The 15,762-nt window shown below is 37.9% G+C and carries 13 protein-coding genes; 11 read left to right on the top strand and 2 right to left on the bottom strand.

What is annotated here, in order from left to right; all coding sequences use genetic code 11:
• Positions 1–174 precede the first annotated feature (174 nt).
• From QSE00_RS00540 to QSE00_RS00525, 4 genes are all read left to right on the top strand, one after another.
• Positions 175–1,860, top strand: a complete 1,686-nt coding sequence (locus tag QSE00_RS00540) for a glutamine--tRNA ligase/YqeY domain fusion protein (protein WP_110356263.1) — start codon at positions 175–177, stop codon at positions 1,858–1,860.
• Positions 1,861–2,167: 307 nt separating this feature from the next.
• Positions 2,168–2,497: a YtxH domain-containing protein gene (locus QSE00_RS00535; protein WP_110356262.1), complete on the top strand. Its 330-nt coding sequence runs from the start codon at positions 2,168–2,170 to the stop codon at positions 2,495–2,497.
• An 11-nt stretch (positions 2,498–2,508) separates the two neighbouring features.
• Positions 2,509–2,853 (top strand): phage holin family protein, encoded by a 345-nt coding sequence (locus tag QSE00_RS00530; protein ID WP_286104485.1) that lies wholly within the window; start codon positions 2,509–2,511, stop codon positions 2,851–2,853.
• Between the two features lie 6 nt (positions 2,854–2,859).
• Positions 2,860–3,075, top strand: a complete 216-nt coding sequence (locus QSE00_RS00525) for a DUF6327 family protein (protein WP_110356260.1) — start codon at positions 2,860–2,862, stop codon at positions 3,073–3,075.
• A gap of 86 nt (positions 3,076–3,161) precedes the next feature.
• Here QSE00_RS00525 and QSE00_RS00520 read toward each other — a convergent pair whose 3' ends face one another.
• Positions 3,162–4,091, bottom strand: coding sequence for an SPFH domain-containing protein (locus tag QSE00_RS00520; RefSeq protein WP_110356259.1), 930 nt, complete (start codon positions 4,089–4,091; stop codon positions 3,162–3,164).
• Positions 4,092–4,247: 156 nt separating this feature from the next.
• A complete protein-coding gene (gltX, locus tag QSE00_RS00515; RefSeq protein WP_286104484.1) occupies positions 4,248–5,759 on the bottom strand; it encodes a glutamate--tRNA ligase in 1,512 nt (503 codons plus the stop codon).
• 110 nt (positions 5,760–5,869) lie between these two features.
• On the opposite strand from gltX, the gene QSE00_RS00510 reads away from it, so the two are divergent.
• From QSE00_RS00510 to QSE00_RS00480, 7 genes are all read left to right on the top strand, one after another.
• The gene (locus tag QSE00_RS00510; RefSeq protein WP_286104483.1) at positions 5,870–9,325 is read left to right on the top strand and encodes a coiled-coil domain-containing protein; all 3,456 of its coding nucleotides are present in this window, start codon (positions 5,870–5,872) and stop codon (positions 9,323–9,325) included.
• Positions 9,318–9,737 (top strand): rRNA maturation RNase YbeY, encoded by a 420-nt coding sequence (gene ybeY, locus QSE00_RS00505; RefSeq protein ID WP_286104482.1) that lies wholly within the window; start codon positions 9,318–9,320, stop codon positions 9,735–9,737. Before QSE00_RS00510 ends, ybeY begins: the two co-directional genes overlap by 8 nt.
• Positions 9,738–9,742: 5 nt before the next feature.
• Positions 9,743–11,611, top strand: a complete 1,869-nt coding sequence (mnmG, locus tag QSE00_RS00500) for a tRNA uridine-5-carboxymethylaminomethyl(34) synthesis enzyme MnmG (RefSeq protein ID WP_286104481.1) — start codon at positions 9,743–9,745, stop codon at positions 11,609–11,611.
• A gap of 647 nt (positions 11,612–12,258) precedes the next feature.
• Entirely contained in the window at positions 12,259–13,089 is an 831-nt protein-coding gene (locus QSE00_RS00495) for a class I SAM-dependent methyltransferase (protein ID WP_286104480.1), read from the top strand.
• A gap of 295 nt (positions 13,090–13,384) precedes the next feature.
• Entirely contained in the window at positions 13,385–13,891 is a 507-nt protein-coding gene (locus QSE00_RS00490) for an OmpH/Skp family outer membrane protein (RefSeq protein ID WP_110356254.1), read from the top strand.
• A 584-nt stretch (positions 13,892–14,475) separates the two neighbouring features.
• Positions 14,476–15,234 carry a TIGR04282 family arsenosugar biosynthesis glycosyltransferase gene (locus QSE00_RS00485; protein ID WP_286104479.1) on the top strand — a complete coding sequence of 253 codons (759 nt, stop codon included), beginning with the start codon at positions 14,476–14,478 and terminating at the stop codon, positions 15,232–15,234.
• A 189-nt stretch (positions 15,235–15,423) separates the two neighbouring features.
• Positions 15,424–15,759 (top strand): arsenosugar biosynthesis-associated peroxidase-like protein, encoded by a 336-nt coding sequence (locus QSE00_RS00480; protein ID WP_110356252.1) that lies wholly within the window; start codon positions 15,424–15,426, stop codon positions 15,757–15,759.
• Positions 15,760–15,762: the final 3 nt, after the last annotated feature.

Below are 15,762 nucleotides of genomic sequence, written 5' to 3'. Positions count from 1 at the left end.
ACCTTGAATTACAAAGTATTCAATTACAAATATGTTATATAATTACAATACTGGAAATTTAAAGTTGTAAGGGTATTTAAATCTGTTGTGAAACCCACTTTATTGTATGGTATGCGTATTTTATCGTAGGCTTTACCTGCATTTTCCCTACATTTGCGCATCAAAATGGAGAATATGAGTGAAGCACTGAAATCGCTAAATTTTATTGAGCATATCGTTGAGGAGGATTTAGGGAAGGGTTTTCCTAAAGAGAAACTTAGGTTTAGATTTCCACCTGAGCCCAACGGGTATCTACATATTGGACATGCGAGCTCAATTTGCCTGAATTTTGGGTTAGGACTCAGGTATGGGGCTCCTGTTAATTTGCGATTTGATGATACCAATCCGGCCAAGGAGGAGCAGGAATATGTCGATGCCATTAAGAAGGATGTTGCCTGGCTTGGTTATGAATGGGATACCGAATGTTTTGCTTCTGATTATTTCCAACAACTGTATGATTGGGCCGTAGAGTTGATAAAGATGGGTAAGGCCTACGTAGACAGCCAAAGTGCTGAAGATATTGCCGTGCAAAAGGGAACCCCCACAGAGGCGGGAAAGCCTAGTCCTTTTCGCGATCGTTCCGTTGAGGAGAATCTGCGGTTATTTGAGGGTATGAAGGAAGGTAAGTTTAAAGAGGGGGAACATGTTCTAAGGGCAAAAGTGGATATGTCCTCTACGAATATGTTAATGCGCGATCCTATAATGTACCGCATTTTGTACAGGGCACACCATAGAACAAATACCGATTGGTGTATTTATCCCATGTACGATTGGACGCATGGGGAGAGCGACTATATTGAACAGGTTTCCCATTCCCTGTGCACACTGGAATTTGCTATGCACCGGGAGCTATATGATTGGTTTTTGGACCAGGTGGTGGATAAAGACATGGTGAGGCCCAAACAAAGGGAATTTGCTAGGAGAAATTTTAGTCATACCGTAGTGAGTAAGCGCAAGTTGCTTCAATTGGTGGAACAAGGCTTTGTAAAAGGTTGGGACGATCCCAGAATGCCTACAATTTCTGGATTGCGAAGAAGGGGCTATACCCCGGAATCCATCAGAAATTTTGCAGATACTATTGGGATAGCCAAAAGGGATAATGTGGTGGATGTTTCCTTGTTGGAATTTCATGTCCGCGAACATTTGAATAAAATTGCACCTAGGGTAATGGGTGTTTTAAATCCGTTGAAGGTGGTACTGACCAATTATCCCGATGGAGAGGAGGAGTGGCTGGATGCGGAAAATAACCCCGAAGACGAGTTGGCAGGCTATAGAAAGCTTCCGATTTCTAGGGAAATCTACATTGAACAGGAAGATTTTAAGGAGGAGGCAAATAGAAAATTCTTTCGGCTAAAACTTGGAGGCGAGGTACGTTTGAAGAATGGGTATATTATAAAGGCCGAATCCTGCACTAAAGATACCGATGGGAATATTATTGAGGTGCAATGTACCTATGATCCTAAAAGTAAAAGTGGAAGTGGTACCGAAGAAAGTTTAAGAAAAGTTAAGGGGACCTTGCATTGGGTTTCTGCCAAGCATGCCCTTAGGGCGGAAGTGAGATTGTATGACCGTCTCTTTACCGACGAAACACCGGATGCGCATAAGGATAAGGATTTCTTGGATTTTATTAATCCTGATTCCTTGCAGATTATTTCGGCTTATGTTGAACCTAGTTTGGCCGATGCCAAGGTTGGTGAGCGTTTCCAATTTCAGCGCATGGGGTATTTTAATATAGATCCGGATAGCAGACCGGAAAAATTGGTTTTTAATAGAACGGTAGGCCTAAGGGATACTTGGGCCAAAATTCAGGATAAAAATTAGTATAAATTAAGTTTATAGCTACTGATGTAACAATTGGTATTTTCTATAAAAATTGAAGGCCACAGCTTGCGAATGCTGTGGTTTTTTTTTGGTCTAAGGTTATTCCATAACAATTGGTATTTTGGATTGTTATAGGGCCTTTAATTGGTTTATTACTTTAATATTACCCAATTGGGGAGTTAGGATCAAAAGTTTGATGGATAGCGTTAATCTAAAATCTTCCTTTCCTTTAAATTTGATTTTTAGCCTTAGGAAAATTTACATAGGGCTGCTTAAATTATAATTAGTAACAATAAAAGAAAGAATTATGACAAACGATAGCGGAAATACTTTATTGGCATTATTAACCGGTGCTGCCATAGGAGCGGGAATTGGAATATTATATGCACCCGATAAAGGGACTAAAACTAGAAAAAAGATCAAGAAAAAAGCTATGGAGACGACAGATGATATTACGAGTAGAATATCCCAGGCGAAGGAAGAGCTTACCAAGACTGCAGAAGAAAAGAAGGTCGATTTTGAGCAAAGGTTGGAAGAGACGATTTCCAACATGAGCTATAAAGCCGATGATATTATAACTGCCTTGGAAAAGAAGTTGGTAGATCTGAAGAATAAGAATGCACAACTACAAAAATAAAAGGGAATTATATGGCCTTAGAGCAATTTAGGGAAAACATTTCTGAAGTGGATAGTGATATCCGATCCTATTTGGAAAATACCGGGGAGTATTATAAGCTTCAGGGATTTAAGATAGGTATGCGGACTATGACTTCTTTTGCCAAGATGTTGATGCTTGGAAGCATAGCCTTACTTGCTTTATTTATGTTGTCTTGTGCAGCGGCATATGGTATTGGCCTGTGGTTGGGAAACACCTTTATGGGGTTTTTGTTGGTGGGGCTGTTTTATATTTTAATTGGTATTATATTTTATGTATATAGGGATATAATGGACAAACCAATGTTAAGGAAATTTTCAAAATACTATTATGATTGAAAGGTTATGGCAAAACAGGTTTTTACTTCTTTTGAGGAAATAGATCAAAGGTTGACTATTTTAAAATTACAGAGGGAAATTGATAAGGAGCAGTTACGACTGCACGTCAATAGAACAAAGGCGAATTTTTATCCTACAAAATTGTTGGGTGGGGTTGGTGGAATAGCCCAGAAATTATTAATCTCCTTTGTTGCTAAAAAGTTATTGAAAAGATTTAACTAATTCCCTTTATTTGGCTTAATTGAAAAACCTTTTATGATTTGTGTAGAGCAGATCATAAAAGGTTTTTTTATCTAGTGTTAATTGTACTATTTGGGATCTATCTTTTTGTTTTGCGTTTTCATTGATTCTCCTATCATGTTACTGGCAGTAAAAGAGGCCACCATATTATTTAGCATGTCACTTCCAGCCTGAGGTGAGTTGGGTAATAGTATTAAATTGGTGTTGGTAGCTTCCCCAATAGATTGTAGTGTATCATAATGTTGGGTAACCACAATAAGGGCAGAGGCTTCTTGGGAATTTATACCCACTTTGTTCAACACCTCTACCGATTCCTCCAAACCACGAGCAATTTCCCTGCGTTGATCGGCTATACCTTGTCCCTGTAGTCGTTTGCTTTCAGCTTCGGCCTTTGCCTTTTCAACTATCAGGATACGGGCTGCATCTCCTTCAAACTGTGCTGCAATCTTTTCCCTTTCTGAGGCATTGATGCGGTTCATGGCTTCTTTAACCTGTGCATCTGGATCTATATCGGTTACCAGGGTCTTAATGATGTCATAGCCGTAATCCAACATGGCATCTTGTAGTTCTGTTTTCACTGCTATGGCAATATCGTCTTTTTTTACGAAGACATCATCCAACTTCATTTTAGGAACTTCGGCACGGACAACATCGAACACGTACGAGGTTATCTGGTCATGCGGATATTCCAGTTGATAAAAGGCTTCATACACTTTGTTCTTTAAAACAACATATTGTACGGATATTTTCAATTTTACAAATACATCGTCCAAAGTCTTGGTCTCAACAATGACATCCAATTGCTGGATTTTTAGCCCAACTCTGGCTACGATGCGGTCTACCAGCGGAATTTTCATTCCCAAACCGGAAGTACGTACGCTATTAAATTTTCCAAAGCGCTCAATAATTACCGCGGTTTGTTGCTTGACCGTAAAGAAAGAAGAAAAAAGGATAATAAGACCGAAAAGTAATAACGGTATAAGTAAAAATGAACCCATGATTTAGTATTTAAGATTAGCTAATGAATTTACAAAAGTCTTTGTAGATAAGTTGCAATTTTGGCAAATATGTTACAAGGCTTAGGTTATTCACTTAAAATTGTGTTCCAATTTTCAATTACTGTTAATCACGGGGCATCTATTAGACTTAGTATTTTAAAGTATGGAGGTGGCCGTTTTTATTCTATTGATACTATCTGTTTTCCCTATTAAAGCTATAATATCGAAAATATGTGGGCCCTTCATCTCCCCAACAATGACCAATCTTAAAGGGGGCATTACTTTTCCAAATGATAGTCCATTTTGGGAAATCCATTGTTTAACTTCGGTTTCGAGTTGTTCAGATCCAAAGTCTTCCAGACCTTCCAGCAGGGATAGCAATTGTGTCATAATGCTAGGAGTGTTTTCTTTCCATTGTTTTTTCACTACTTTTTCATCATATACGCTGGGAGCTAAAAAGAAATAATTGCCCAATTCCCAAAAATCATTTACGAAAGTGGCTCGCTCTTTAATTAGGGCCACTACTTTTTTTACATATTCGGCATTATTTTTGTCATTTGGGATCTCTATGCCCCTTTTATCCAAGTTCAGCATAAACTGATTGGCAAGGTCCGTATCGTCTTGGATTTGAAGATAGTGTTGATTGTACCATTTGGTTTTTTCCGGGTCGAAACGTGCTCCCGATTTGTTAACCCTTTCCAAACTGAAGGTAGAAACTAGTTCCTCTAGGGAAAATATCTCTTGTTCCGTACCGGGATTCCAGCCTAATAAGGCCAAGAAGTTTATGACTGCCTCCGGAAAATATCCTGCCTCCTTATACCCTATGTAGTCGTTCCAAGTAAGTGGAAATACAGGAAACCCCATTTTCTCCCCATCCCTCTTGCTAAGTTTTCCTTTGCCCACAGGTTTCATGATTAAGGGTAAATGGGCAAATTTTGGTGCTTCCCAACCAAAGGCATCGTACAATTGCTGATGGAGTGCTAAAGAAGGCAACCATTCTTCACCGCGGATAACATGGGTAATGTCCATTAAATGGTCATCAACTATATTGGCCAAATGGTAAGTGGGCATGCCATCGCTTTTAAACAATACTTTATCATCCAGGGTATTGGTATCTATTTTGATGTTGCCCCTTATTATATCGGTTAAATGTAATTCGGCATCTTGAGGTGTTTTAAAGCGTATAACATAATCTTCCCCGGCTTGTATTTTTGCATTTGTTTCCTTTGGGCTCAGGGCCAAAGAGTTGGAAAGCTTTAGTCTGTTGTGATAATTGTATATAAATGTTTTACCTTTTTCTTCATGGTCCTTTCTGTGAAAATCCAATTTTTCACTGGTATCGAAGGCGTAATAGGCATGGCCTTTTTCAATAAGAATATCGGCATATTTTTTGTATAGCTCTTTTCTATCGCTTTGTCTGTAGGGCCCGTATCCAGCATCTTTACCAGGGCCTTCGTCGTAAGGTATATTACACCAATTCAAGGCGTCTATAATATATTGTTCTGCCCCTTCAACATATCTATTTTGATCGGTATCCTCAATTCTTAGGATAAAGTCGCCCTTATGTTTTTTGGCGAACAAATAGTTAAATAAAGCGGTTCTTACACCACCTATGTGTAGAGGTCCTGTTGGACTTGGGGCAAAGCGAACACGTACTTTCTTGGTCATGAAGTATTATTTTGGCGCAAAGATACATAAAGCGTTCTATTTTGGGATTGGGTTTTGTCTCCTTTGGGACTAGTTGTCTTTTTTGTACCTTGGTTATAAAATGGTCTGTTTTGGATAATTATAATAAAATACTTGAAAAGCTTAATGCCTTTATTGCAAAGTTCTACTCTAAGATGTTGCTTAAAGGTGTGCTTCTTTTTTTGGCTTTTGGATTGCTTTTCTTTTTGGTAGTATTGGGTGTTGAGTATTTTTTGTGGTTAAATTCTTCGGGTAGGCTCGTTCTTTTGATCTTATTTGTAAGTGTTGTATTGTTCCTGGTTTTGAAATTTATCTTTAGGCCTTTGGCCTTTTTGTTAAAATGGAAGCGCGGCTTAACTAATAAGGAAGCATCCCTTTTAATAGGCAAGCATTTTCCTGAAGTGGACGATAAACTTTTAAACCTGTTGGATTTGGCAGAAAGTAAAACGGAATCGGAATTGTTATTGGCGAGTATACAACAACGATCAACGGATTTGAGTGTATTTCCTTTCGTTAAGGCTATTGATCTTAAAGATAATATAGGATACGCCAAATATTTATTGCTTCCTCTTTTTGTTTTTGGTATAATCTGGGTTTCTGGAGATGTAGTTTCGTATTTCAGTTCCTATAAAAGAGTAGTTAACTATGATCTTGCCTATGAACCGCTGGCACCTTTTAGTTTTAAGTTACTTTCTAAAAATTTGGATGTTTTGGAAGGAAGTTCCAAGATTGTTTCTGTGGCTACAGAGGGAGGTATTAGACCAGAAAGTATGTCTATTGTGGTGGGGGATAATGAATTTCTTTTACAGCTAAAACAGGGATTTTATCAGTATGAATTTACGCAACCTTTGGAAAGTGTACCGTTTTATTTTGTTGCGAATGGTTTTAGGTCCAAGGAGTACCTTTTAAATGTACTTGCTGCGCCTAGTATTGTGGATTTTAATATGATTCTTGATTATCCGGACTATACCAATAAAGGGGATGAGGTAATAAGAAGTACTGGCAATGCTGTTTTTCCTGAGGGTACGCGTGTATCTTGGAAGATGAAGACTAAGACAACCGATGAAGTACTTTTTCATTTGGGGGATAGTATTCTGAATTTTGAAAGATCAGGGGATACTTTTAGTTTTGATAAACGTGTTTATTCCGATTTGGATTATGAATTGTCCATTTCCAATGCCAACATTGACAACTATGAGCGTCTGGGTTATAGTTTTACTGTGGTAAGGGATGCTTATCCTAGATTACGGGTGGATCAGGTTCTTGATTCCTTAAATCCTAATCTGTCTTATTACGTAGGGGAGGCAACCGATGATTACCAATTGAGTACTGTTAGATTGATTTACTATACTAGAGAACAGGTTGATAAAAATGTAATGGTCCTGTCCAATCCTAATACCAACTATAATAAATTTTATTACACCTTTCCTTCCGGTTTGGAGTTGGTTGAAGGTGAGATTTATGATTACTATTTTGAAGTGGAGGATAATGATGCTATCCACAAGGGTAAAATCACTAAAAGTCAGGTGTTCTCCTCTTCTTTGTTAAATGATAATCAATTGAGGGAGAAGGAGTTGGCCTTTCAAAAGTCTATTCTTAATAATCTGGATAGATCCTTGGAAATGTCCAAGGAACAACAGAAAACTTTACGGGAGATTAAAAGGCAGGAAAGGGAAAATAGTACCCTAAGTTTTTCAGATCAGAAGCGTATTAAGGATTTTCTGAAGCAGCAGGAGGTACAGGAAGATTTAATGAAAAGATTTAGTGGCCAATTGAAGGATAATCTTAAGAAGACAGAAGATAATAGTAAATTGAAACGGCTTCTTGAGGAAAGGTTGGAAAGGCAGGAATTGGAGGCGAGGAAGAATGAAAGTTTGTTGGAGGAGTTAAACAAGTTAGCGGAAAAATTGAACAAGGATGAATTGGCACAACGGCTGGAAGATCTTGGAAAGAAGCAGAGGAATGCTGATCGAAATTTGGAACAGTTGTTGGAGCTCACCAAAAGATATTATGTCCAACAGAAGGCACAGCAATTGGGGGAAGATTTGGACGTTTTGTCCAAGGAACAGAAGTCTTTGGTAGATAAGGAGTTGGGTTCCGAAGTGGAGCAAATTGTACAGGATAGTTTAAGTTCTAAATTTGAAGAAATTAGTAAAGAGGTGGAGGAATTGGTGAAGGATATTGCTCATTTAAGGAAGCCTATGGATTTAAAGTTGGATATGGGCAAGGTGGAAGCGGTGAAGAAGGATCAAAAGGATGCAATGGAGGAGCTTGCCAAACAGCCTAATGGGGATAAGTCTTCTACTGATAAGGTTAAAGCCAAACAAAGGTCGGCTGCCAAAAAAATGAAGGAACTTTCTGAAAATTTGATGTCAGCCGGTTCTGGTGGTGGAGGGGGTTCATCTACTGCAGAGGACGCCGAAATGTTGAGGCAGTTGTTGGATAATTTGATCACCTTTTCTTTTAAACAGGAAGGATTGTATAATAGTATGGTACAAACTGAGTTGTCCGGTTCTGTAAATACTGCTGGTATAAAAAAGCAACAAGAATTAAGGGAATTGTTTGGGCATGTAGACGATAGTTTGTTTTCTTTATCCTTGAGGCAGGCTGAACTTTCTGAATTTGTTAATGAACAAATTACCGAAGTGTATTATAATTTGGATAAGGCCTTGGAAAGTATGGCTGAGAGTGAAATGTATCAAGGTGCTTCTTATCAAAAGTATGTTTTAAATGCCTCTAATAGCCTTAGCGATTTTTTGGCCAATGTTTTGGAAAATATGCAAGAGAGTATGAGTCCAAGTATGGGTGAAGGAGATGGAGAAGGTTTTCAATTGCCCGACATTATTTTGGGACAGGAAAAGTTAGGTGAGAAATTGGGAGAGATGGGAAAAAAGGGCTCTGAAGGCGGTAGTTCTGGTGAGGGAAAGAAAGGCAAAGGAGAGGAAGGTAATTCTGGGAAGAATGGTAATGATGGTAAAGATGGTGATGGAGAGGGAGGAGATAATGGTAAAGAAGGCGCTAATGGCAAGGGTAAGGGTTCTAAGGAAGGGCAAGGCTCTAAAACCGGCCAGGGTGGCGGAGGTCTAAGCGAGGGTGGTTCTGCTGGCAATCAGTCGGGGCCTAGTGAAGAGGAACTAAATGAATTATATGAGATTTACAAAGAGCAACAACTATTGCGAGAACAACTTGAGGATCAATTAAAGAGGCTTATCAGTAACGATGATCGTAAGTTGGGTGAAAAGTTGGTGAAGCAAATGGAGGATTTTCAAAATGATTTATTGAGAAATGGAGTTACCCAGCAAACTATTAATAAGATGAACAACATTAATAGGGAAATGTTGAAATTGGACAATGCCGCTATAAAACAGGGGAAGACAAAAGAAAGGGAAAGCAACAGTAGTAATGATTCCTTTGAGAACCCTATTCTTACTAGGCCCTCAATATTAGATAATTATCGTAATGATGTGGAGATTTTAAATAGACAAGCACTACCTTTGCAGCAAAATTTTCAAATAAGGGTTAAGGAATATTTTAGAATTGATGATTGATTTTCACTATGAAACTGATTTTAGCATTGGTGCAGAAACCAACTTTACCGATTGGATTAGTAGGATAATACTTTCTGAGGACAAGCGTTGTGGGCAATTGGATTTTATTTTTTGTGATGATGATTATCTTCTAAAAGTAAATCAGGACTATCTTAATCATGATACCTATACTGATATTATCACCTTTCCTTATGGAGATATTGATGTAATTGCCGGGGATATTTTTATATCTGTTGAAAGGGTAAGGGATAATGCTTCGGAGTATGGTGTTGATTTTGAAAACGAGTTAAAACGAGTGATGGCTCACGGGGTTCTGCATCTTGTTGGGTATGGGGATAAAAGTGAAGAGGAATCCGTGCAAATGAGGTTAAAGGAAGATGAAAAAATTAAATTGTTCCACGTGGAACATTGAAAATTATGTTTGAAAAGGAATACGATGTTATAGTAGTTGGTGCAGGTCATGCTGGAGCGGAAGCTGCTGCTGCTGCCGCCAATTTGGGTTCTAAAACCTTGTTGGTTACTATGAACTTGCAGACTATTGGACAGATGTCCTGTAATCCTGCCATGGGCGGAATTGCTAAGGGACAAATTGTTCGGGAGATAGATGCTCTTGGTGGATATAGTGGTATTGTTAGCGACAAGAGCGCCATACAGTTTAAAATGCTTAATAAAAGTAAAGGCCCAGCCATGTGGAGTCCTAGGACTCAAAATGACAGAATGCGGTTTGCCGAGGAATGGCGTATGGCTTTGGAGAATACTCCAAATGTTGATTTTTATCAGGAAATGGTTTCTGGTCTTTTAGTTGAAAATGGCCGTGCTGTTGGTGTTAAAACATCTTTGGGAATCGACATAAGGTCCAAGTCTGTTGTGCTAACGAATGGTACTTTCTTAAATGGTTTAATTCATATAGGAGACAAGCAATTTGGTGGGGGTAGGGCTGGAGAAAAGGCAGCTACTGGTATTACCGAACAATTGGTGGAATTAGGATTTGAAAGTGGCAGGATGAAGACTGGAACACCCCCTAGGGTGGACGGGAGATCTTTGGATTATTTGGTTATGATTCCACAACCTGGTGATGAGGTTCCTGAGAAATTTTCATATTCCGACACCAAGGCTTTGACCCATCAGAGGGATTGTTATATGACCCATACCAGTCTTTTGGTTCACGATTTGTTACGGGAAGGTTTTGATCGTTCTCCTATGTTCAATGGTAGGATTAAGAGTCTTGGGCCTAGATATTGTCCTTCTATTGAGGATAAGATCAATAGGTTTGCAGATAAGGATAGTCATCAACTTTTTGTGGAGCCTGAGGGCTGGAATACGGTAGAGGTTTATGTAAATGGTTTTTCAACTTCCTTACCCGAGGATGTTCAGTATAAAGCTTTAAAATCTGTAAAAGGGTTTGAGAATGTAAAGTTCTTTAGACCGGGTTATGCCATCGAGTATGACTATTTCCCCCCTACACAGTTGAAGCATACATTAGAAACCAAACTTATAGATAACTTGTATTTTGCCGGTCAGATTAATGGAACAACTGGCTATGAGGAGGCGGCATCCCAAGGGCTAATGGCTGGGATAAATGCTCATTTGAAAATTAATGGGAAGGAGGCTTTTATCCTTAATAGGGATGAAGCTTACATTGGGGTATTGGTGGATGATCTTATTACGAAGGGCACGGAAGAGCCTTATAGGATGTTTACATCAAGAGCTGAATATAGGACACTTTTGCGACAAGATAATGCTGATTTAAGGCTTACTCCCAGAAGTTTTGAAATGGGATTGGCTAAAAGGGATAGGTTGGAAAAGATGGAGGAAAAGGAACGGAAATCCAATTCTTTTGTTGAATTTTTTAGAGAGACTAGTTTTAAGCCTGAAGAGATAAACCCTATTTTGGAGAAGCTGGATTCGTCCACTGTTAAGCAACCGGATAAGATGTTTAAGGTATTTTCTAGACCCAAGGTAACCATGCACCACATGATGCAGTTGGATGGTGTTTCTAAGTTTATTAAAGATAATGATTTGGATAGGGAGATTCTGGAACAGGCAGAGATTCAGGTAAAATATTCAGGTTATATAGCCAAGGAAAAGAACAACGCGGATAAGTTACAGCGACTCGAAAATATAAAAATCCCTAAGGGTTTTGATTATAGTAAACTAAAATCCCTTTCCTATGAGGCCAGGGAAAAGTTAAAGGCAATTCAGCCTGTAACTATTTCCCAAGCCTCAAGAATAAGCGGGGTTTCTCCAAGTGATATTAGTGTTTTACTGGTCTATATGGGGCGATAAATTTGGATTGAGAACTAAATGTTCCACGTGGAACATTTAGTTGATTTTATGCGTTTTAATTACTATTTAGGGAACCAAAGATTTGGTATTATAGATAGGTGTTTGTCAAGATAAATTGGCAAGCACCTTTTTTTTGTGTTTCTATTGTATATTCTGTTGGGTTAAGAAAATTAATTAAATGCTAAAACTACTGATGAATATTATCTCTGAAATATCTAAGTGCGATCATGCTATTATTTGTATTTTCTGACTTGGGATTAGCTCGTAAAAATGACATTTAGGGGTTGCAGTTTTATACGTGTAATTAATTTATTCGTTCTATTATTTTTAGAGGTTTAAATTTTATGTTGTGCTCATGTTAATGTTACTTTAAGTAAGAAAGAGAGAATATAAATTTGATTTCTTATTTACCTTTTGGAAACTAGTCGGACCAAGTCTATTTTGAATTTGTTTTCACCTTTAGAACAATTAGGGCCTAAAATTTTAGTTATAAAGTTTGTTTTAAATGGAAGTTAATGAACATTTTTTTTGGTTAGGGTAGTGCAGTTATAATAGCTAAAATCTTCCTGCCGATTCACTTTTATAGACTACGGTTTTGAAGTATCTTCGTTGCTTATTAAAATAATTATTATCGGCCTAACAGAATTATGAAGCTTTATTTGGAAACTAAGGATTATACCGTCTCTGGAGAGTCGTTTAAATTATTACATGATCCTGTGCTGGATATGTTGGTTACTGAACCTCAACCGGAAAATCTTGGGAAGTATTATGAAAGTGCTGATTATATTTCCCATACTGATGCGAAGAAGTCTGTGGTGGATAAAATGTATCATACGGTAAAATCTTTCAATTTAAGAAGTAAGCTATCGCTAATTAGCTCTTATGCAGATAAGTACAAAACACTTTTAGATGTTGGTGCGGGTACTGGAGATTTTCTGGTCACGGCAAAACAAGAGGGTTGGAGAATTACTGGGATTGAACCTAATGAAATAGCAAGGCTTAAAGCAGGGGAGAAGGGTGTATTGCTTTTGGATGATTTGTCCGCTATACCAATCGATCAAAAATTTGAGGTGATTACCCTTTGGCATGTTTTAGAACATTTACCCGATCTTGATTTGCAGATAGCCAAATTGGTCGGACTCCTAACTGAAACCGGAACCTTTGTGGTGGCGGTACCCAACTTTAAATCATATGACGCCAAATACTATAAAGAATATTGGGCGGCTTTTGATGTACCAAGACACCTTTGGCATTTTTCCCAAAAGAGTATTGGAGATATCTTTGGAAAATATGGAATGAAATTGGTAAGGACCAAGCCCATGATTTTTGATGCCTTCTATGTGGCTCTTCTTTCCGAAAAATATAAGAAGGGTAAACAGAATTTTTTAAGGGCTTTTGCCATTGGATTAATTTCTAATCTACTCGCTTTGAGATCCAAGGAGTATTCCTCCCTGATCTATGTGATGGAAAGGCAGTAAAACACGTTTTAAGGACTTTTAAGGGTGTTTTTACATGCTAATGGAGCAAGTACCTTCTGTTTTTGGGATATGCCTATTCCAGTCAATTTAAGAGGTCCTACACAATAAGTTACATCTATTGTTTTTTATTTTAGTATCAGTTTAAATTATTGTTTAGGTATACGGTAGTTTCAATTGATAAATTGATATTTGGCGGGTGAATTGATTTAGGGGTTTGCTGCTATGAATAATAACAATTTTTCACTTATTGTAAAAAAGCTTTTCTATTTTTGCCCAAATTTAAATTATAGAGAAAATGAAAAAATTTATTTTGGCGTTGGTATTTATCGGAACAATATCTTGCCAACAAGAAAAAATAGCTTTCGTTGATAATGTGAAGTTGATGGATACCTATCAAGAGAAAATTGATATTGAAGCTAAATTTAAAACAAGGACTGAAACTTTTGGCAAGAAGAGGGATAGTATATCCCAGGCTTTTCAAATGGAGGCTCAGGCCTTTCAGGCCAAGGCGCAAAAAATGGCACAAGCTAAAGCACAAGAGGAGTATGGTCAGTTACAACAACGAAGCCAGTTTATCGGACAACAGTTGCAACAGGAAGAACAACAATTACAGCTGCAGGGCCAAACTGAAATGGATAGCTTGGTAACCAGGGTAAAAAAGGAAATCAAGGCTTATGGCGAATCAAACGGGTACTCTTTCATCCTGACCGGTGGGGACGGGGGAAGTGTACTATACGGTAAAGAAGCGCATAACATAACCGACGCTATCGTTAAAATTTTGAACGATAATTATAAGCAATAGGAATTTATAATTTCGGCATTTTACATTAAAGTATTTAAAAAACCTTCGAGATATACCTCGAAGGTTTTTTAATTTTGTGTCCGTTATCCTCACGTATTCTTTTAAGTACTTATAATTTCAATATTTAAATCTATAACCTGGCCAACTTGGTGAATGAATATTCATTTTTTAAGACAGCCATGAGCTTATGACAACTTTTTCATAGGGTTCCATACTAAGGCGAATCTTTGATTTATTCTAATATTCCCTTACTAATTTACCAATACTTCTCTTCAAATTCCATTGTTCTGTCATTTCTAGGTGGACCATATAGAGCCATAAATTGAACTTCTGATTTTTATAAGTTTATTAGCTCAATGGTCAAAGTAAACGCTTTATACCGGTATCCAATCGCCATAATTCCAATTCCTTCACGAATCATGTAGTGGGTTTCAGGGAAGAGGGCCCTAATGGATATTTTGGGTTGCTTCAGCTGTAAACTTAAAGTGGAAAGTCTTTAATTCCACATGGATAACCAACTTATTAGTTTAATTTTGAAATAATGGCACATTGAATTATGCCCTTCCCGTAATGAAATGCGAAGGTTGGCGACTAAACTTGGATGTAGGTTTTTGTTGAAGGATGAAGTAATTTTAGGATTAATGCTCGAACATTATAAAATAGATAGGACCGCAATTTTAATATTTGCCAATTCCTCCAAGGAGGAAATGAAATATAAGGCTATTCCCAAAGGAAACATTTTGTTTGATGTACTTACGGAACACACCTTGAATACGGCACGGAAAACGGGTCTGCCCTATTTTTTAATGTCGGAAAAAGAGCAAATTGGAAGTTCTTTTGGTGAAAGGTTTGTAAATGCCATTAGTTCCATATTTGAGTTGGACTTTGATAAGGTGATAACCATTGGCAATGATACACCTCAATTGAAGTCCTCCGATATTGTAAGGGCTTCCAAATTGCTTGGTGCAAAGAAATCTGTTTTGGGACCCTCAAGGGATGGAGGCTTTTATTTAATGGGGATCCATAAGTCCCAGTTTGATGCCAAGACATTTAGGGAATTACCATGGAAAACAAATGCACTTGCCAAAAAAATAACAACAGTAATTGAAGCCTCTAAGGTTCATGTTATTCAGTTTCGTATTTTGTTGGATTTGGATACCCATGCAGATTTAAAGAGGATTCTAAAAGGATTGAAGGATAGTGCCGAAAAGATCTTTCAAATAATCATCTACTTGGTAACACCGAACATAAAAGTTCTTTTTCTGGAGCATCTTCAGTTTAGTCTTAAATTTTACCGCATTTATTTCAATAAAGGCTCACCTTTTCCTATCATCTACCGGTAAAAGGAAATCGATTTACAAAACACTCATATCCCATAATCTGGAAAGCATTGGGTTCCGGACAACGCCCCGGTGTAAGTGCTTATTGTCCTAATCACGGACTTACGGGAACTTTGTGGGAATAAAACAAACTACTAAAAGGGAAGCCAACACAACTTTGGGTTCCCATATTAACTATTCAAAATTTATATTATGGCAGATTCTTATTATGACCCAGCAGATTTACGGAAGTTTGGAAAAATTACGGAATGGAGCGAAGAATTGGGAAACAAGTTTTTTGATTACTATGGAAAAGTATTTGAGGAAGGAGCCCTTAGTGCTAGGGAAAAATCCTTGATAGCCTTGGCGGTGGCCCATGTAGTCAAGTGCCCCTATTGTATTGATGCCTATACCAAAGATGGTCTACAAAAGGGAATAACCAAGGAAGAAATGATGGAAGCGGTACACGCAGGCGCCGCTATTGAAAGTGGAGCAACCTTGGTACACGGGGTTCAAATGATGAATAAGTATAACAAGCTTTCTATGTAAGAC

This window comes from Arenibacter flavimaris, from assembly GCF_030291335.1.
Taxonomy (GTDB): domain Bacteria; phylum Bacteroidota; class Bacteroidia; order Flavobacteriales; family Flavobacteriaceae; genus Arenibacter.
This window is presented reverse-complemented; position numbering and strand designations above follow the sequence as displayed.

Coding starts and splice junctions, on each gene's coding strand:
- QSE00_RS00495 (WP_286104480.1), top strand. CDS start 12,259: ATGAAGCTTTATTTGGAAACTAAGGATTATACCGTCTCTGGAGAGTCG.
- QSE00_RS00535 (WP_110356262.1), top strand. CDS start 2,168: ATGACAAACGATAGCGGAAATACTTTATTGGCATTATTAACCGGTGCT.
- mnmG (WP_286104481.1), top strand. CDS start 9,743: ATGTTTGAAAAGGAATACGATGTTATAGTAGTTGGTGCAGGTCATGCT.
- QSE00_RS00480 (WP_110356252.1), top strand. CDS start 15,424: ATGGCAGATTCTTATTATGACCCAGCAGATTTACGGAAGTTTGGAAAA.
- QSE00_RS00530 (WP_286104485.1), top strand. CDS start 2,509: ATGGCCTTAGAGCAATTTAGGGAAAACATTTCTGAAGTGGATAGTGAT.
- gltX (WP_286104484.1), bottom strand. CDS start 5,759: ATGACCAAGAAAGTACGTGTTCGCTTTGCCCCAAGTCCAACAGGACCT.
- QSE00_RS00540 (WP_110356263.1), top strand. CDS start 175: ATGAGTGAAGCACTGAAATCGCTAAATTTTATTGAGCATATCGTTGAG.
- QSE00_RS00520 (WP_110356259.1), bottom strand. CDS start 4,091: ATGGGTTCATTTTTACTTATACCGTTATTACTTTTCGGTCTTATTATC.
- QSE00_RS00490 (WP_110356254.1), top strand. CDS start 13,385: ATGAAAAAATTTATTTTGGCGTTGGTATTTATCGGAACAATATCTTGC.
- ybeY (WP_286104482.1), top strand. CDS start 9,318: ATGATTGATTTTCACTATGAAACTGATTTTAGCATTGGTGCAGAAACC.
- QSE00_RS00525 (WP_110356260.1), top strand. CDS start 2,860: ATGGCAAAACAGGTTTTTACTTCTTTTGAGGAAATAGATCAAAGGTTG.